General features: G+C 70.5%; 16 protein-coding genes. 10 read left to right on the top strand and 6 right to left on the bottom strand.

The window, feature by feature from the left end; all coding sequences use genetic code 11:
- Positions 1-51 precede the first annotated feature (51 nt).
- Positions 52-489 carry an arsenate reductase ArsC gene (locus CP970_RS07655; protein WP_055554850.1) on the top strand — a complete coding sequence of 146 codons (438 nt, stop codon included), beginning with the start codon at positions 52-54 and terminating at the stop codon, positions 487-489.
- Between the two features lie 231 nt (positions 490-720).
- Entirely contained in the window at positions 721-1,620 is a 900-nt protein-coding gene (locus CP970_RS07660) for a hypothetical protein (protein WP_055554852.1), read from the top strand.
- A gap of 96 nt (positions 1,621-1,716) precedes the next feature.
- On the opposite strand, the gene CP970_RS07665 is transcribed toward CP970_RS07660, so the two are convergent.
- The gene (locus CP970_RS07665; RefSeq protein ID WP_055554854.1) at positions 1,717-2,283 is read right to left on the bottom strand and encodes a TetR/AcrR family transcriptional regulator; all 567 of its coding nucleotides are present in this window, start codon (positions 2,281-2,283) and stop codon (positions 1,717-1,719) included.
- Between the two features lie 183 nt (positions 2,284-2,466).
- Between CP970_RS07665 and CP970_RS07670 the strand changes: the two genes are divergently transcribed.
- The 3 genes from CP970_RS07670 (at position 2,467) to CP970_RS07680 (ending at position 6,124) form a co-directional block, all read left to right on the top strand.
- Positions 2,467-3,870 carry an MFS transporter gene (locus CP970_RS07670; RefSeq protein ID WP_240507538.1) on the top strand — a complete coding sequence of 468 codons (1,404 nt, stop codon included), beginning with the start codon at positions 2,467-2,469 and terminating at the stop codon, positions 3,868-3,870.
- An 85-nt stretch (positions 3,871-3,955) separates the two neighbouring features.
- Complete coding sequence (locus tag CP970_RS07675) at positions 3,956-4,804, top strand: oxidoreductase (RefSeq protein ID WP_055554856.1); 849 nt, start codon at positions 3,956-3,958, stop codon at positions 4,802-4,804.
- 99 nt (positions 4,805-4,903) lie between these two features.
- Positions 4,904-6,124, top strand: coding sequence for a metallophosphoesterase (locus CP970_RS07680; protein WP_055554858.1), 1,221 nt, complete (start codon positions 4,904-4,906; stop codon positions 6,122-6,124).
- A 72-nt stretch (positions 6,125-6,196) separates the two neighbouring features.
- Here CP970_RS07680 and CP970_RS07685 read toward each other — a convergent pair whose 3' ends face one another.
- The gene (locus tag CP970_RS07685; RefSeq protein WP_055554860.1) at positions 6,197-6,409 is read right to left on the bottom strand and encodes a DUF6243 family protein; all 213 of its coding nucleotides are present in this window, start codon (positions 6,407-6,409) and stop codon (positions 6,197-6,199) included.
- A 303-nt stretch (positions 6,410-6,712) separates the two neighbouring features.
- Here CP970_RS07685 and CP970_RS07690 point away from each other — a divergent pair, with 303 nt between their 5' ends.
- The 3 genes from CP970_RS07690 to CP970_RS07700 all read left to right on the top strand — a co-directional run bounded on the left by CP970_RS07690 (position 6,713) and on the right by CP970_RS07700 (position 9,333).
- Positions 6,713-7,819, top strand: coding sequence for a TolB-like translocation protein (locus CP970_RS07690; RefSeq protein WP_055554862.1), 1,107 nt, complete (start codon positions 6,713-6,715; stop codon positions 7,817-7,819).
- A gap of 155 nt (positions 7,820-7,974) precedes the next feature.
- The gene (locus tag CP970_RS07695; RefSeq protein ID WP_150493085.1) at positions 7,975-8,841 is read left to right on the top strand and encodes a hypothetical protein; all 867 of its coding nucleotides are present in this window, start codon (positions 7,975-7,977) and stop codon (positions 8,839-8,841) included.
- Between the two features lie 78 nt (positions 8,842-8,919).
- A complete protein-coding gene (locus CP970_RS07700; RefSeq protein WP_055554867.1) occupies positions 8,920-9,333 on the top strand; it encodes an SsgA family sporulation/cell division regulator in 414 nt (137 codons plus the stop codon).
- A 53-nt stretch (positions 9,334-9,386) separates the two neighbouring features.
- On the opposite strand, the gene CP970_RS07705 is transcribed toward CP970_RS07700, so the two are convergent.
- From CP970_RS07705 to CP970_RS07715, 3 genes are all read right to left on the bottom strand, one after another.
- Positions 9,387-10,124, bottom strand: a complete 738-nt coding sequence (locus CP970_RS07705) for a helix-turn-helix transcriptional regulator (protein WP_055554869.1) — start codon at positions 10,122-10,124, stop codon at positions 9,387-9,389.
- Positions 10,125-10,245: 121 nt separating this feature from the next.
- On the bottom strand, positions 10,246-11,457 hold the full coding sequence (locus CP970_RS07710) for a serine hydrolase domain-containing protein (protein WP_055554871.1): 1,212 nt from the start codon (positions 11,455-11,457) through the stop codon (positions 10,246-10,248).
- A gap of 256 nt (positions 11,458-11,713) precedes the next feature.
- Complete coding sequence (locus CP970_RS07715) at positions 11,714-12,637, bottom strand: endo-beta-N-acetylglucosaminidase H (RefSeq protein ID WP_055554872.1); 924 nt, start codon at positions 12,635-12,637, stop codon at positions 11,714-11,716.
- Between the two features lie 333 nt (positions 12,638-12,970).
- Between CP970_RS07715 and CP970_RS07720 the strand changes: the two genes are divergently transcribed.
- The gene (locus CP970_RS07720) at positions 12,971-14,941 is read left to right on the top strand and encodes a TerD family protein (protein ID WP_150494751.1); all 1,971 of its coding nucleotides are present in this window, start codon (positions 12,971-12,973) and stop codon (positions 14,939-14,941) included.
- Between the two features lie 70 nt (positions 14,942-15,011).
- Positions 15,012-16,013 (top strand): ornithine cyclodeaminase family protein, encoded by a 1,002-nt coding sequence (locus tag CP970_RS07725; protein WP_079044057.1) that lies wholly within the window; start codon positions 15,012-15,014, stop codon positions 16,011-16,013.
- Positions 16,014-16,034: 21 nt separating this feature from the next.
- Here CP970_RS07725 and CP970_RS07730 read toward each other — a convergent pair whose 3' ends face one another.
- Positions 16,035-17,573, bottom strand: coding sequence for a hypothetical protein (locus tag CP970_RS07730; RefSeq protein ID WP_107099141.1), 1,539 nt, complete (start codon positions 17,571-17,573; stop codon positions 16,035-16,037).
- Positions 17,574-17,736: the final 163 nt, after the last annotated feature.

A 17,736-nucleotide genomic window follows, 5' to 3' on the forward strand; every position in this document is an offset into this window, starting at 1 on the left:
CGCGGAACGATGCGTGATCCCACGAGACGCACGAGACGAGAGAGACCCCTGATGTCCGACAAGCCCTCAGTGCTGTTCGTCTGTGTCCACAACGCCGGCCGTTCCCAGATGGCCGCCGCATGGCTGACCCACCTGGCCGGGGACCGCGTCGAGGTCCGCTCGGCAGGCTCCCGGCCGGGCGCCGCGGTGAACCCGGCCGCCGTCGCGGCGATGGCCGAGGTCGGCATCGACATCTCCGCCGAGACCCCGAAGATCCTGACCGTGGACACGGTGCGGGAGTCGGACGTCTGCATCACCATGGACTGCGGCGACACCTGCCCCGTCTTCCCCGGAAAGCGCTACCTGGACTGGAAGTTGGCGGACCCGGCAGGCCGGGGTGTCGAGGCGGTCCGCCCGATCCGCGACGAGATCAAGGTGCTGGTCGAGGACCTGATCGAGGACCTGATCGAGGGCCTGATCACGGAGATCGCCCCGGGGCCCGCGGCATGAGCGGCGATGGTGCGGTCGAGGCCAGCGGGAGCCAGCGGAAGCCAGCGGGAGAAAATCCATGGACGGGCCCGCGGAAGACCACATAGGGTCTGGATCCACGCCCTGAGACTGACGGAAGGAGGCGAGTGCCGTGCGGTTCACACCTTTCCAGCGCTCCCTTTCCGCTGTCCCGGCGTGATCGTTGAATTCTGACCGGGAGCGCTCAAAGCAGCCTGTATCCCGGAGGAATTCATGACCGATCTGGTCATCCGCGCGCTCTCCGCGAGCGACGCCCATCTCTTCGACGTACTCCCCGACCCCTTGGATGCCCGGGAAAGCCATCGGCGTACCCGGTTCCGCACCGAGTGGAAGCGCGTCGCCCTGCGTGACGGCGAGGTCGTCGCACGCGGCGCGTGGTGGGGCGGCCCCGACGACGCGGAGCCCGTCAACATCAACTGGTTCGACGTGGCCGAGGGCGAGGAGGCCGCGGGCGCCGAACTCCTGCGCTCCGCGCCCTGGCAGGTCGAACTCGAGATCAACCTGCCCGGCGGCTGGCGGGACGAGCCCGACCTGCGCGCCGCCGCGGAGGCGCGCTTCGCCGCCGCACGAGCGGCCGGGTACGAACTCATGGTGGAACGCTTCCTGTACCGCTGGACCCCGGAGCGCGGTCTGCCCGAGCGGCCCGGACGGCTGCGCTTCAGCGCCGAACCGGACGACGCCGTGTTCTTCGACGCGTTGCGCCGCATCCACTCCGTCACCTTGGACGCCCACGCGCTCAAGGCCATCGAGGAGGGCGGCCTCGACCAGGCCGCCCAGCAGGAGATCGACTTCTTCCACTGGTGCCCCTCGCCCCGGGAGTGGTGGCAGGTCGCGCACACGCCGGAGGGCGACCTGGCCGGTATCCACATCCCGGCCCACAACCCCTCGGGACCGACCGTCGGCTTCATCGGAGTCGTCCCGGAACAGCGCGGTCACGCCTACTCCTACGACCTCCTCACGGAGTGCACCCGCTTCCTCGTCGAGCAGGGCGCGGAGTTCGTCACCGGGGCGACGGACCAGGGCAACTTCCCCATGGCCGCGAACTTCACCAAGGCCCGCTTCCCTGTGGTCAGGGAACGCATCAACTTCCACGTGCCGGGCCGGGCGACCTAGTGGCTTAGCGGCCCAGTGGCCTAGCGAGGAGTAGCGCACAGCGAGGGGTCCGGACCGATGGCAGGTCCGGGCCCCTCGCCAGTGACCGGGCCGAGGTCACAGCAGCCGGTCGACCAGCCCGTCGACGTACTCCGGGGTGAGTTCACCGGCATCGAACAGGACGCGGATGTACATCGGGGCCAGGACGTGGTCCAGCACCTCGAGCGCGTCGGGGGCGGGTTCGCCGCGTTCGCGGGCGCGGTCGAGCATGGACTGCAGTTGCCGGGTACGTTCGTCGCGGAGGTCGTCCCGCGCCCGCACGGCGTGCTGACTGTCGTTCGACAGGGCGACGGCCAGGCGCAGCAGTGCCAGGCCGTCGGGACCGGTGATCTCGCGGGCCACGGCGGCCGCGTACGTGCGCAGGTCGCCCGCCAGGCTCCCGGTGTCGGGCATCGGTGACTGCGCGTTGAGCCGGGTGAGCATCACGTCGGCGAGCAGGGTCTCCAGGTTGCCCCACCGGCGGTAGATGCTGCTGTCGGCCACACCCGCGCGGGCCGCGACCTCGCCGATGGTGAAGTGGCCGTAGCCACGCTCGCCGATCAGGTCGGTGACGGCCTGGTGCACCTCCGCGCCGACCCGGGCGCTGCGCCCGCCGGGCCGCCGGGCTCGCTGTCGCTCGTTCATTCCCCCACCTTAACGCAGGAGCCACTTGCGTTTACCAGGCAACCTCCCTACAGTCTCCTAACGCAGCCGCAGGCTGCTTTAAAGCGACGTTGGAGAGGAACCCCCTTGGCTGTATCGCCTTCGGCCGCAGGCGGACGACCGAACCGGGCCGTGCTGCTCACGGTGACCTGCCTGGGCCAGTTCATGGTCCTGCTCGACAACACGATCGTCGGAGCGGCGCTGCCCGACATGCAGCACCGGCTGCACACCGAGCTGACCGGTCTGCAGTGGATCGTCGACGCGTACGTACTCCTGGTCGCCATGCTGCTGCTGTCCGGCGGCGTCTTCGCCGACCGGTTCGGCCGCAAGCGGGTGTACCTGACCGGCGTGGCGGTGTTCACCGCGGCGTCGGTGCTGTGCAGCCTCGCGCCCTCGGTCGGCTGGCTGGTCGCGGGCCGGGCGCTGCAGGGCATCGGGGCCGCGGCGCTGAGCCCCGCCTCGCTGGCTCTGCTCGCCGCCGCCTATCCCGTGCCGCAGGAACGGGTCAAGGCGATCGGGCTGTGGGCCGGACTCAGCGGCATCGGTCTGGCCGCGGGCCCCGTGGCCGGGGGCGTCCTTACGGACGCCTTCGGCTGGCCCGCCATCTTCCTGGTCAACCTGCCCATCGGCGCGGTCCTGCTGGTGGTCGGTCTGCGCAGCCTTGAGGAGACCCGCAATCCGAACGCGCCCGCGATCGACGTCCCGGGGACGGTGCTGTCCGTGCTGGGAGTGGGGACGCTGACGTACGGGCTGATCGAGGGTGGTGCCCGCGGCTGGACGTCGCCGGTGATCCTGGGCGGCTTCGCCGCCGCGGCTGTCCTCCTCGCCGCCTTCGCCGCCGTCGAAGCGCGCCGTTCCGCCCCGATGCTGCCGCTCCGCCTGTTCCGGCAGCGGCTGTTCACCGTGTCCAACACCGCCATGGTCGTGGTGGGGTTCGCGCTCATGGGCTCGTCGTTCTTCTTCTCCCAGTTCTTCGTGTACGTCCAGGGCAGCTCGATCCTCCGCGCCGGTCTGCAGACCCTGCCGATGTCCCTCGCCATGGTGATCGTCAGCCCGTACGCGGGCCGTCTCGCCGCCCGGCACGGCTTCCGCATCGTGGTGACCACGGGCCTGGCCCTGGCCGGTCTGGGACTCCTCGCGCTCGGCACGGTGCACGCCGACACGGCCTACGGGAACGTGTGGTGGCGCCTTGCGGTCATGGGCGTCGGCTTCGCCCTGACCCTGTCCCCGCTGACGGGAGCCGCCATCCAGGCGGTCAGCGCGCAGGAAGGCGGTCTCGCGTCGGGCATCATCAGCACCACCCGGCAGATCGGCGCGGTGCTCGGCGTGGCGGTGCTCGGAGCCGTCGTCCGCGCCAGGCAATCCGGCGGCGCCTCCTTCGAGACCGGCCTCAACAGCGCCTTCCTCGCCGCGGGCGCCGTCACGCTGGCCACCGCCGTGTTCACCGGCCTGTGGCTTGCGAGGTCCAAGCCCGCGACGGACTCCGCGTCCGCGCCGCCGCGAGGCTCCACCGGTCCAGGCGCGGTCACGGCCACCGCCGCGAACGGGGCCTCCGCGAACAGCCGTTGACGGCGCCACCGATGACCGTCGTCGGCGCCGCGGGTACTCGCCCGCTCCGACCATTCCGATGCCCACGGAGAGACAGGAAAGACACATGTCCCGCACGTTCCTCATCACCGGCGTGAGCACAGGCCTCGGCCACGCCTTCGCCACCGCCGCCCTCGAGGACGGCCACACCGTCATCGGCACCGTTCGGAACCCGGACCAGATCGCCGCCTTCGAGCAGCTCGCGCCGGGCCGCGCCCACGCGCGCGTACTGGACGTCACCGACACCGATGCCATCGAGCCGACCGTCGCGGCGGTCGAGGGCGAGGTGGGGCCCATCGACGTACTCGTCAACAACGCCGGGTACGGCGTCGAGGGCACCTTCGAGGAGACCCCGCCCGCCGCCTTCCGCCACCAGTTCGACGTCAACGTCTTCGGCGCCGTCGCGGTCACCCAGGCCGTGCTGCCCCGCATGCGCGAGCGTCGTGCCGGTCACATCCTGTTCGTGACCTCCATGGGCGGGCTGCGCGCGTTCCCCGGTCTGGCCGCCTATCACGGCTCCAAGTACGCCGTCGAAGGCATCGCGGCCACGCTCGCACCGGAGGTCGCGCCGTTCGGCATTCACGTCACGGCGATCGAGCCGGGCTCCTTCCGCACCGACTGGGCCGGACGCTCCATGCACCGCGTGGAAAGCACCATCGCCGACTACGACGCGCTCTTCGCCCCGATCCGCGAACGCCGCCTCGACATGAGCGGCCGGCAGCTCGGCGATCCCGCCCGAGCGGGCCGCGCCCTGCTCGCCGTCGTGGCGGCCGAGAAGCCGCCGACCCACCTCATCCTCGGCAGCGACGCCCTCCGCCTCGTCGCCGACGCCCGCTCCGCCTTCGACGCGGAGACAGCCGCCTGGAACGAGCTGTCGAAGTCCACCGACCACCCCGACGGGGAACAGCTCGGGTGAGAGCCACCGGGAGCCGGGGGACGACTCCCTCCGAGCGGCTCGACGGCGGCCGGATACAGTGCGCGCGACGGCAGCCCGGTTGCTTTGAGAAGGGGAAGCGTGACCGACACCAGCGAAACCCGATCCGCCGACAGTGAAGCGCACGAGACGCGGAAGAGTCCGCTGCACCGCCTGATGCGCTACCTCCCCCTGATCGCCCCCGTCCTGCTGTGGACCGTGCCCTGCTGGCTGCTGCTGTACGCCGGTCAGCACTGGCCGCTCCCCGTCACGCTGACCGGCACCGGCCTGTTCGTCCTCGGCCTCGTCGGCATGCCGCTCGCGATGACGCGCGGCCACGGCCGACGCCAGCAGGACCGGGCGGCGATCATCGGGGACACCCTGCTCGGCGCCAGCTGGACCCTGTTCACCTGGTCCGTCGTGCTCGGCGTCCTGCTGCGGCTCGCCCTGGTCGTGGCCGGTGTCGGCGACGGCCAGGACCGGGCCAGGATCGTCACCTGGGCGACCCTCGGCACGGCCGCCGTGCTGCTCGCCTGGGGGTACGCCGAGGCGCGCCGGGTCCCCCGGGTGCGCCGCATCGACGTGCCGCTTCCGCGCCTGGGAGCCGGGTTGGACGGCACGCGCGTCGCCCTCATCACCGACACCCACTACGGCCCGCTCGACCGCGCCCGGTGGTCGGCGCGGGTCTGCGAGACGGTCAACACCCTGGAGGCCGACCTGGTCTGCCACACCGGGGACATCGCGGACGGCACGGCCGAACGCCGCCGGGCCCAGGCCGCCCCGCTCGGCACCGTGCGGGCCACCCGGGCCCGGGTCTACGTCACCGGCAACCACGAGTACTACAGCGAGGCCCAGGGCTGGGTCGACCTGATGGACGATCTTGGCTGGGAGCCGCTGCGCAACCGCCATCTGCTGCTCGAACGCGACGGCGACACCCTCGTGGTCGCCGGGGTGGACGACGTCACCGCCGAGTCCTCAGGCCTGTCCGGCCACCGCGCCCACCTCGCCGGAGCCCTGGACGGCGCCGACCCCGACCACCCCGTCCTGCTCCTGGCCCACCAGCCCAAGTTCGTCGACCGGGCGGCAGCGGCCGGCGTCGACCTCCAGCTCTCCGGGCACACCCACGGCGGCCAGATCTGGCCCTTCCACCACCTGGTCCGCATCGACCAGCCCGCGCTCGCGGGCCTCAGCCGCCACGGCGCCCGCACCCTGCTCTACACCAGCCGCGGCACCGGCTTCTGGGGCCCGCCGTTCCGCATCTTCGCCCCCAGCGAGATCACCCTGCTCGTCCTGCGCTCCCCGCAAGGGGCCGCATCGGCGTAGCGGCGGGCGGGCCGGTACGACAGCAGGGCCCGGACCGCGCGTCGCGGTCCGGGCCCTGCTGTCGTACGTGTGTCAGCTCTGTGCGGTGTCGTCGTCGCCCGACTGCGTGGCGCCTTCGGTGCCGCCCACCTTCTCGCGCATCTTGCGCACCAGCTCCGCCTTCTGGTCGGCGGCGCCCTGGCGGTCGAGGTTGCGGTGCGGGCCGTTGTTCTGGCGCTCGGCGCGGGACTGCTTCTTGCGCTGGCCGCCGCCCATACCGACAGGGTTGTTGATGTTCTTGCTCACGGGTTCTCCCGGATTGGTGTGAAGTGATCTACGGATTCATCGGTGGGGACGGGCGCGGCGACGTCCGAGGACATCAGCGGAGGCCCGTCACGCTCACTCGTAAATCGGCGTCTGGAAGAACATGAACAAGACGGTACCCGGTTCCGTCGCCCCCGCACACCACGTTTCCGTCTACGCACATGACCGGAACTGCGCATCTTTATACGTCATGTGACGCATTGACCCCACAGTGCGATCACGGTTGCATGCTGATGGCCCTCCAGTGGGGACTGGAGGAGAGGCCATGTCCTATGTGGGGGGAACATGAGTGCAGAAGTAACCCGGAGCACCACCAGACGCGCGCGGGCCGCCCTGGGCGCGGCGGTCGCGGTCTGCGCGGTCACGGTGGCGCTGCCCGGAGTCGCGTCGGCCGAGCCCGCGGGCGCCCGTGGCGCCGGTGTCGAGCGGATCAGCGTCGCGGCCGACGGCACCCAGGCCGACGGCGACTCCGCCGACGCGTCGATCACGCACGACGGGCGCCGCGTCATCTTCTCGTCGTCCGCGACGAACCTCACCGCCGATGCCGCGTCGGCGGGCGCCAGTGTGTACGTCCGGGACCAGCGGACGGGACAGAACCAGCGGATGGGTGACCTCTCCCCCATCGGACCCCCGGTGATCAGCGGTGACGGGGAGTACATCGGCTATGCGCACCAGTGGATCACCAACGTGCGCATTCGCCAGTACCAGATGAGCACGGGACGTACGGCTTCTCTCAACTGCTCGGCCTACACCTGTGACCAGGCGTCCCTGAACACGGACGGCCGCTACACCGCCCACGTCGTCCGCTACCCCAGGCAACCGACGTTCGGCCAGCGCATCGAGGTGCAGGACTGGAACAACGGCGGCGCCAACCAGAATGTCGCCGTCCTCACCCACTCGAAGCCGTCCAAGCCGTCCATCAGCGGCGACGGACGCTACGTCGCCTACCAGGACGGCCAGACGGAAGACGTCTTCCTGTGGGACAGGACCGGCGCCACCACCTCGGGACCGATCGAGGGCCCGGACAAGGCGGCGGCCCTCGTCCAGCTCAGCGACGACGGCGGCAAGGTCGTCTACCTCTCGGGCTCCGACACCTACGTCCACGACGTGCGCACGGGCACCGCCCAACTACTCCCCAACGCCAAGGGCGTCGCCATCGATCCCACCGGCCGCTATCTGCTGTACGCCCCGCGCGACACGAGCGGACCGGCGCTCACGCTGCGCGACCTGCGCACGGGCACCGACGAGATCATCTCCGACCAGCCCGCGTCGGCCGGGACCGACGCGGTCAGCACGGGCGGGCGCGACGTGGTCTTCCAGTCCGCGGCCGACAACATCGTGCCCGGCGACACCAACGGCAAGTCGGACGTTTTCGCCCGCCACCTCTACTGATCGCCCCCCTTGGGCCCGTGGGCCCTGTTCCGCTGTCGGCGTTTCGGAGAACCTCCTCTACATCGCCCGCGACGAGCGGCAGTTCGGCTCGGCGGAACGCAAGCGCCTGGGAGCGGCACACGCCGTAGCAGGCCGGATCACAAGGGGTTCTTCCGGTGGCAGTCACGGAATTCGTCGAGCAGACCGAAACGTCCGCACCCGTGCAGCCCCTTGTGGTCCGGCCCGGAACCAGGCAGCCGGTTCCTCTCCCTTGCCACCTCTCCCAGCGGAGCCTGCGACAGCGGAGGCACCTGCGACAGCGGCGACAGGCGACCAACTGGACGCGGGTCGGCGTGCTCATGGCCGCGGGGGCCCTGCCGGTGGCCGCCATCCCGCTCTACATACTCGGTGCGCTGCCGATGAGTTGGGCCGCCCTCCTGGTGATACCGCTGATGGCCGCGAAGACCGTACTGATCAAGCGAGGTTCCACAGAGGGCCGTTGGGCCGGGCACGGAATGTTCGCCGGGCTCGTCGCGGTGACCGCCTACGACGGGCTGCGGATCCCGATGGCCTATCTCACCAACGCCTGGCCCGACTTCATCCCGCGGCTCGGCGGCTGGATCACGGAATCCGACTCCGGGAACGTGCCGGTCGGCTACCTGTGGCGCTACATAGGTGACGGCGGTGGCATCGCGGTGGCCTTCTTCGTCTTCTGCGGCGTACTGATGAACTTCCGCCCCGCCCTGGTCCGCCGCCACCCGGTCCTCCTGGCCCTCGGCTACGGCGTGTTCATCTGGCTCGGACTCCTCGCCACCGTCGTCCTGCTGCCCCGCGGCACGGAGTTCCTGTTCGTCCCGACCATCGAGATCATCGTGCTCAGCCTCCTCGGCCACCTCATCTACGGCGCGGTCCTCGGGCTCTTCCTCAGCAGGATCGTGCGCCGTACGGACGAGGCGGAGCGCCCCGCGATCATCACCACGGCCCGCCGCACCCTGCCGACCCAGGCCACTGCTTCCTCCTCCGCCGCCGCGGAGCGGGTGTGAGGGCAAGCCAGGGAAACACCAGGAAACAACACAAGAGACACTCGAACCGGCCAACGCCGGAGGAACGGAGTCACAGCCATGGGAACACGTCACACACGCGTATCGGCCGAGACGGTCTTCGAACTCGTCGAGCCGGACGGCACGGCCCCGGTGGACGTGGAGTTGACGTACGACACCAGGGACCCCCACTCGATCGCCATGAAACTGGAGATCCGCGCGAGCCGGCAGCCGTCGGTGTGGGTCGTGAGCCGCAGCATGCTGGCGGAGGGGCTGCTCGTGCCGACGGGGCTGGGGAACGTACAGATCACGCCTGCCACACCGGAGTTCGTCCTGCTGCGCCTCGGCGCGGAGGACGAGCAGGCGTCCCTGTGGATGTCTCTGCCGGAGATCGAGGAATTCCTGGAGAGCACCTACGACGCGGTGCCGATGGGCGAAGAGGACCAGTGGTGGGAGGTCGACGTCACGGTGGAGCAGATCCTGAGGGCGGCCTGAGCGCCCGGCTCGGTCGTTCAGTCGTTCGTTAATTCATTCATTCATTCGTTCGTTCAGTTGTCGTCGCGCACCGGCTGCCACGCCAGGACGGCCTGGACGCGCGTCCGCACGTTGAGCTTCGCGAAGATGCGGTTGATGTGGTTCTTGACCGTCTTCTCGGTCAGCCCGAGGGCGACGGCCACTTCGCCGTTGGTCCGCCCGTCGGCCACCAGGCTCATCACGTCGTTCTCCCGCCGTGACAGATCCGGACGCACCGCGGCGTCCCCGCCGGGCGTCTCGCCCACCAGACGCAGTAAGGGAGGGTGCGGCCCGGCTGCGCGCTTCGGCAGCGCGGGTAATGCGGGCAGCGCGGGCAGCGCCCCGAGGGCGTTCCAGGCAGCGGCCGAGCGAGGCGAGCCACCCGCCGCGGGCGCGCTCACCACGGCACTGCGCACGGCGCGCACCACGTGCAGATCCGCCGACTCGTCGTACACGAGGACCTCCGCGACTCCCCGACGCCGCGCGAGCTGCGCGAAGTTGGCGTCGTGGCGCCGGGAGATCAGTACGACCCCGCTGTGTTCGGTCAGGACCGGCAGATACGCGAAGTACTGCGCCGGGGTCCGGCCCATGTCCAGCACGATGACCTTGGGACGTAACGTCGTCGTCGCGGTGACCGCCTCGCCGAGCGTGGCGGCCTCGGTGACGCTGACTTCGGAGAAGTCGCCCCGCATCCGATGTTCGACCGTCCAGCGCAGCCCGTGCGCCACGAAGACGTCCGCGCTGCTCACGACGACGTCAAGACCGTGCTCCACGCTGTGCTGCCTCCTCCTGCTCCAACTCCTTGCCGGGCGGGGGCTTTCCGGGCGTACTCGTACCGTCTCGCCCGGAAAGCCCCCTCCTGTTATGGACGCTCGAACAAACGGGTCAGTTCTGTCATTCCGGATTCGGGACCTTGCCGCAGAACTCGGCCTCGACCACGTCGGTGTAGATCGAGCCGTCCCCCAGCCAGTCGCCGTTGATGTTGAACGTCAGCTGATGCTTGCCGTCGGCCGTGCCGACCATGGCCGACACCGAACCGTTGGCACGGCCGCTCTTGCCCACCACCTTCACTCCGCAGGACAGTTCGGCGAACTCGACGCCGAGTCCGAACCCGTTGGCCTTTCCGTCCGGCACTTCTTCGAGCATTTCCTTCAGCTGCGCTCGCGGCAGCAACTCACCTCGCATCAGGGAGCGTTGGAAACGGTTGAGGTCGTCGGCCGTGGAGATGACGTCGCCCGCCGCGCCGAGCCACGTCATGTTCTGCTCGGTGGCGTCGACGATGTCGGCGTCGGGGGCCTTCTGGTGGAGCCGGGAGTACGCGACGGGGTGCGGGTTCGGCAGCTCGGGCGCCGCGCCCGGGAACGACGTCCCGCGCAGCTTCAGCGGGTTGATGATCCGCCGGGTGGCCTCCTGCGCGTACCCGCGGCCCGTCGCCTTCTCGATGACCATCCCGGCGATCACGAAGTTGGTGTTCGAATATTGCGGCGACTTCTCGGGGTCGGGGTGCGGCGGCTGCTTCAGCCCGGCCGCCACGAGCTCCTCGGGCGCGTAGGTGTCGTAGCGGTGCTCCAGGAAGCCGGGCCCCGCGGAGTTGTGGGCGATGGTGGGGTCGTCGGTGTAATTGGCGATGCCGCTGGTGTGGTTGAGCAGCTGGCGCAGTGTGATCTTCCCGCCGTCGTAACCATTGCCCTGGATCAGGCCGGGCAGCCACGTCTCGACGGTGTCGTCCAGGCTCAGCTTCCCCTCCGCCTCCAGCTGGAGCAGGACGGTCGCGACGAAGGTCTTGGTGATGCTGGCCCCGCGGAAGTGATCGGCGGCCGACCGCTTGCGCCGTATGTCGGTGTCGGCGTACCCGGCCGCACCGAACCAACTGCCCTTGCCGTCCCGGACCTTGGCGGCGACACCGGGCAGCTTCCCCTTCTCGACCAACGCGCGCAGCGCGGCCCGGGTCGCTTCGTGCCCTCGCTCCGACCGCTCCAACCCCTCCGCCCGCTGCGACCGGTCCGCCCGCTCCGCCGCGTGCGACGAGGGAGCGACGGCGACCGCTCCCAGCAGTGCGGACGTCACCATCGCGAGCGACGTCGTATGTGCAGCCCACCGCTTCATGGGTGTTGCCTCCAGGTCATTCATCGTCTCCGAGGGGCCGGATGTGCCCCCTGTGCTGCGTGTGACGTCGACCTCGGGCCACGCGGTTGACGGCGAGCGCGATGACGGCACCGCGGTACTACGCGACGGCACGCGAACGGGACCACGGGCCCACCGAATTCCACCGGGTCGTACCGGGGCACGACATGCGACCGCGCCTCCGACATCGTTGTCGAAGGCGCGGCTCGTACGGTTTCGCGGGCGCTACGGGATGGCCTTACGGCTTGTAGACGGCGCCACTGCCGTACAGCTCCTTGGTGAACGCGGAGACGTCGGCGCTGCGATCGGTGCCGTCGAGGTTGTACGTCAGATAGACGCCGTAGCCCTCGCTGACGGTGCGTCGGGCGAGACTGGCGGACGTGCTCTGCGAGGTCCCGCCGATCTCGACGGCGGCGGGCGACAGCTTCGACTTGGGCAGGGCGATGCCGGGGACCTGCCAGCTGCCGTAGTACGGGTTCCACGCGTAGTCGAACTTGGAGGAGACGTCGACGCCGCCGTAGGAGAGGCGCGACGCGGCCGGGCCGATGTTGTAGAGGCTGATGATCTTGTTCGGCATGTTCGCGCGCAGCGCCGTCACCAGGTGCACGAACGAGCTGGCGTTGGGCTGACCCGTGCCGTTGTTGCCGTACTCGGCGTACTCGTCGTCGAAGTCGATGCCGTCGAGGCCGTACTTGGTGACGGTGTCCGACATCTGCTTCGCGAACGTCGAAGCCGCCTGCTGGGACGGGAAGTTGGCGAATCCGGCGCCCTGGTGGTTGCCGAGCACCGAGAGGACGACCTTGATCCCCTTCTGCTGCAACGGCCGTATCTGCGTGTCGGCGTTGTCGAGGACGCGCTGCACGTTCTCGTTGAAGTGCAGGTACGCCGCCTTCTTGTTCGTGTCGTAGTTGATGTTCGCGGCGAAGATCACCGCGACGTCGAAGACGTTCTCGCCGCCGTTGGCGAGGGTGTACTTGCCGACGTTCAGCATGCTGTTGTTGTTCACCTCGACGTACGCCACCGAGGTCGGTCCCTGTTTCTTGGGAGCGGGAGCGGGGGCCGCTGCCGCGCCGGCCGTGGCGGTCGTGCCGAGGGCGAGGGCCGCGACGGCCGAGAGCGCGAGCGCCGTCTTCCGCGCTCTGCTCCGTACCAGAGTGAACATCGTTGATCGGTCTCCCATCGCATGGGTCGGCGCCCGACCTGTTTCGAAAGCGCCGAGTGAGCCCTCTGAGTTTTCCGCTCCCGTGACCGATCCCCAAGAATCACACACGAGATCTTCACGATTCCCACGCATCACGTGTCACAACCCGAGCCGCCGGGCGGCGAGTTGAGGGACCCCTGCGGTATCCGGCTTGCCGGGCCGAAGCCTTGTCAGGGTGACAGGGCGCGCCGCAAGCTCCTATGACAGAGGAACAATCAACTTCCATCGTCAGGAGGGCCGTTCGGCCTTCGACCGTGCCGCCCTTCCCTACCTCGGGGGGCTCGCGTGCGTGAACTGACCAAAGGTGCCAACACGGCTCTTCCGGCACTCGCCGACGGGGGCGGTTCCTTCATGGTGCGGCTCGGTTGGAGCAGCGCCACTGGTGAGGGCGACTGCGACGTGTCGGTCCTGCTGCTCCGCGAGCACGGGAAGGTCGGCGGAAACGACGACTTCTACTTCTACAACCATCCGGTCGCGGCGGACGGCTCCGTCCAACTCCTCGGCCAGACACCGACCGACAACGGCAGCGAGGACAGAATCCGGCTCGACCTGTCGGCACTGCCCGCCACCGTGGAGTGCGTGGTCGTCGCGGCCAGCCGGTACCGGCGCGCGGGCTTCGGCGAGTTGCAGGACCTCCGGCTCACCCTCACCGGCGGGTCCGGCGAGGACCTCATCGGCTTCGCCATCGTGGGGGCGACCGTCGAGAGCGCCTTCGTCTTCGCCGAGATCTACCGCCGCGCGGGCGAGTGGAAGTTCCGCGCGATCGGACAGGGGTACGAGACGGGCCTCGCGGGCCTCGCCACGGACTACGGCATCGAGATCGACGAGGACGACGACCAGGACGTACCGCCGCAGCCCGCGACGACCGATCCGGCGGCCGCTCCCCCGGACCGCCCGGCCCCCGCCGAACCGGTCCTCGCGCCCGCCGCCGTCTCGCCCCCACCGCCTGCCCCGCAGCCCCGTCGACTGCGTACGGCGAAGAAGAAGGCCACGCTGCCGAGGGCGCCCGCCAAGCCGTCCCTGGCGGAGAACGACGAGTGGCGGCCCGCGCGGCTCTTCCCGCTCTCCTCGCTCAAGAGCGACAAGGACCGTGAGGTGCGGGCGACCTCCATCCTGCTGTCGGTGATGGCACAAGTGCCGGAGTTCGGCCGGGGGCTGACGGCCGCCTTCGGTGCGCCCGCGGGCCGCATGGAGACGTTCACCGAGGTCGTCCTGCCGAACCAGGACCACCCCCGGCGCCCGGACGGCGTCATCCGCGTCGAACGCGCGGGCAGGCTGTGGACCGCCCTCGTGGAGACGAAGACCAACGGCAATCCGCTCCGGGCCGAACAGGTGCGGGACTACCTCGACATCGCCGCGCGCCGCGGCTACGAAGCCGTCATCACCCTCTCCAACGACGTGGCACTCGACGGCAGCCCGCTCGTGGAGGCCAGGACCGATGCCCGGCGCAGGAACAAGGTCGCGCTGTGGCATCTCTCCTGGGCCGATGTGACGCACCAGGCGCAGATGCTGATCCACCACGAAGGAGTCCGCCAGGGGCCGCACGCCTGGCTGCTCCAGGAACTCCTCCACTATCTCCAGCACGAGAACTCGGGCTGCCACGGCTTCCAGAACATGGGCCCCGACTGGGTCTCGGTCCGCAACGGCATCGACGACGAGACCCTCGTACCGGGTGATCCCCGTGCGGTGCGGGTGGTGGAGAGCTGGGAGCGGCTCATCCGTCAGGTCTGTCTGCGTCTCGGGGGCGAACTCGGCGAGAAGGTCGTCCCTGTCCAGCGCGCCAGGCGCGGCACGGATCCGCAGTCGCGCCGCGCGGCGCTCGCCAAGTCGCTGTGCGAGGACGGCCGGCTGCACGCCGAGATCAGGATCGACGGCGCGCCCGGACCGCTGCACCTCACCGCCGATCTGCGACTGAGCCGACTGCGCACGTCGATCGAGGTGCGGGCGGCCGACCAGGGGTATCCGCTGACCTGGGTGAAGCGCCTCATGAAGCAGCTGGCCGCGGCCCCGGCCGATCTGCACGTCGAGACGCTGATGCGGGGCGAAGTGCCGGGCCCGCGCGGCACGTTGGACCGGCTCCGCCCGGAGCCCGCGGATCTCCTTCCGGCCCCCGGCAGGGGCGCGGCCGGGGAGATCACCGGCTTCCGGCTCTCGCTCTCCCGGACGCTCGGCAGTACGCGCGGAAACGCGGCGTCCGGGTTCATTCGGAGCGTCGACTCGGCGATCGACGTGTTCCATAGAGGGGTGATCACCAGCGTGAGCTGACGCGCCGGGCCGGAAGGACGGGCGGACAGCGTGGGCTCATGTACGCGGACGAGAGGACGGAAGAACCCCCATGAAGGCCCACTCCTCGCACCACTCGCACCACTCACACCACTCGCACGACGAGGGCGGCTCGCGCCCCGGTACGGCAGTTCAGATCGACGCCGGGACGTTGGCCCGTCTCGTTCCCATGTCCGCCGCGGTCGACGCTCTGGAGACCGTGCTCGCCTCCGGATTCGATCCGGAAGCTGAACCGCCGCGCGGGGTCGTGGAGGTGCCCGGCGGGCAGCTGCTTCTGATGCCGTCGGCCACGGCATCGTACGCCGGTGTGAAGATCGCCACCGTCACGCCTGCCAACGCGGATCGCGGGCTGCCCCGCATCCAGGGGCTCTACCTCCTCCTCGACGGGGTGACGCACACTCCGCTCGCCCTGCTCGACGGCATCGCGCTGACGTCGCTGCGTACGCCCGCCGTGTCCGGCGTGGCCATCAGGCAGCTCGCGGTGCCGGGGGCCGAGCGGCTGCTGGTGTTCGGGACGGGGCCGCAGGCGTGGGGGCATGTCGAGGCGGTGCGGGCGGTGCGTCCGGGGCTGCGCCACGTCGACGTGGTCGCGCGCGACGCCGGGCGGGTCGCCGCCTTCGTCGACCGCTGCCGCGCCGATGGTCTCGGCGCCGCCGCCGCCGTGCCGCAGGACGTCGCCCACGCGGACATCGTCTGCTGCTGCACCACCGCACGCGAGCCCCTCTTCGACAGCTCCCTGCTGCCCGACCACGCGACGGTCGCCGCCGTCGGCTCCCACGAACCGGACGCCCGCGAGGTCGACGCCGCTCTCGTGGGCCGCGCCACGGTGGTCGCGGAGTCCCGCGAAGTGGCCGGGCGCGAGTGCGGCGACCTGGTGCTCGCGGTCGGTGAAGGGGCCTTCGACATGGCGCGGTTGCACACGTTGGACGCCCTCGTGCGGGGTGAGGTGAAGGGCGAGGAGGGGCGGCCCCGGCTGTTCAAGTCGGCCGGGATGGCCTGGGAGGACCTGGCGGTCGCGGCGGCCGCGTACGAGGCGCGGGACGCGCTCGGCTGAGGTGTGGGCGTGCGGTGGGCGTCAGGCGCAGCGTGTCTCGTCGCTCTTCGGTGGTGCGGTGAGCACGACGTCCTCGAGTCTGACGCTCATCGCCGCCCAGTCACCCTTCTCACTCTTGCCTCCCTTGGCCTTCTGGAAGCCCCAGAGCCAGATCCGTTCGCCCGTGCTGCCGAACGTGAGGACCGGGCGGTCCGTGACCAGCGGGCCGTTGTAGACCGCGATGTCCTTGCTCAGCGGCTTCGCGCACATGAGCGTTCCGTGCAGGCCGTAGTAACCCGGCGGATTGCGGCCCTCCTTGACGGCGGCCGCCGCGTCGTCCGTGGCGGCAGCGGCCGTGATCAGGCCGACGAGCAGCGTCGTCACGATGTACAGCGCCGCGACGACGGGCAGGACGAAACCGGGTATGCCGTCGCCAGGAACACGTCCCCAGTAGGTGTGCCGCGCCCACCCCGCGGCGGCCACGAAGACGAGCGCGAAGCCCGCGGCGAGACCGATCGGCTTCAGGGCCGCGTACGTCATCGAGTACGTCGTGACCGGCACCGCCTCGACGGGCACGCCGAAACCCACCGTCAAGTAGAGGGTGTACAGGAGCCGTCCGAACCACGGCACGACGAAGAAGAGCGGCGCGGCGACCACGGGCACGAACCAGTGCGCGTTCCTGCTCAGCCAGGAGGGGACGAGAGCCCACCAGACCCCCGCCCCCGCCAGGGCCGCACCCGCGACGCCCAGCACCGTCAGCGACGTCGCCCACAGCACGTCACCGCCCGCGACGGGCAGCGCGAGCATCAGTTGGTAGCCGAGGAAGAGGAACATCGCCGCCATCGCCGTACCCAGGGCGAACCGCCGGGGGCGGGAGAGATGGCGCTCCGCGAGGAACCAGCCGAGCGCGTCGCCGAGCGCGAGCCCGGGGAGCAGCGCCGTCCACCGCCAGGGGGTGTCGAGGCGTTGCAGCGCGCCGCCGAGGGTCAGGCAGACCAGGGCCCCCGCGCAGAGCGCGGCCACGCTGAGGCAGAGCGAGAGAAGGCCGCTCGCCGTCGTGGGATCGAGGATCCGTGGTGCGTCGCCGGGTTGTGTCGGCGGGTCCGGTGGTCCGTGCACCTCCTCGGACGAGGCGTCGAAGAGGCGGTCGCCGAAGCGGCTCGCGGTCAGCTCGGCGACGGCCGCCGCGCGGTCCGGCGGGCCCGGCAGGGAGACCGCCCGCTGGTCGTGCGCGCCCGTCAGGTGCCGGGCGAGGCGCAGCACGCGTCGGGCGGCCGCGCTGCCCTGCGTGGGCGGGGCGAGCCGGACGTGGTAGGGCGTGCGGCGCTCGCGGGGCGGGGTGCACAGCGTCGACTCCCGTACCCACAGCGCGAGTGAGCGCCGCGCGGCCAGGCGCTCCACCCGGTGCACCGCTGCCTTGCGCGCACCGCGCCGTGCGCCCCGCAGCCGTACCTCGACGACGAGACCCGCGCGGCGGGGCCCGACGCGCGCGGCCTCGGGGGCGGTTGCCGCCCTGACCACGCAGCCCTCGGCCACGAGCAGCTCCTCGGCGAGCGCCAACTCGTCGGGATGGTCGGTCACTTCGACGAGCAGGCGGACCCGACGGTTGAAGTCGGTGACCCCGATGGTTTCGATGGCGCTGCGGTCCTCTCGGTCTCTGCGGTGACGCGAACGTCAATCACTCAACACCCAACGCTGAACGCTGAACGCCTCGATCATCGCAAGGACCACTGACATCGGGCCG

Source organism: Streptomyces kanamyceticus (assembly GCF_008704495.1).
GTDB lineage: Bacteria > Actinomycetota > Actinomycetes > Streptomycetales > Streptomycetaceae > Streptomyces > Streptomyces kanamyceticus.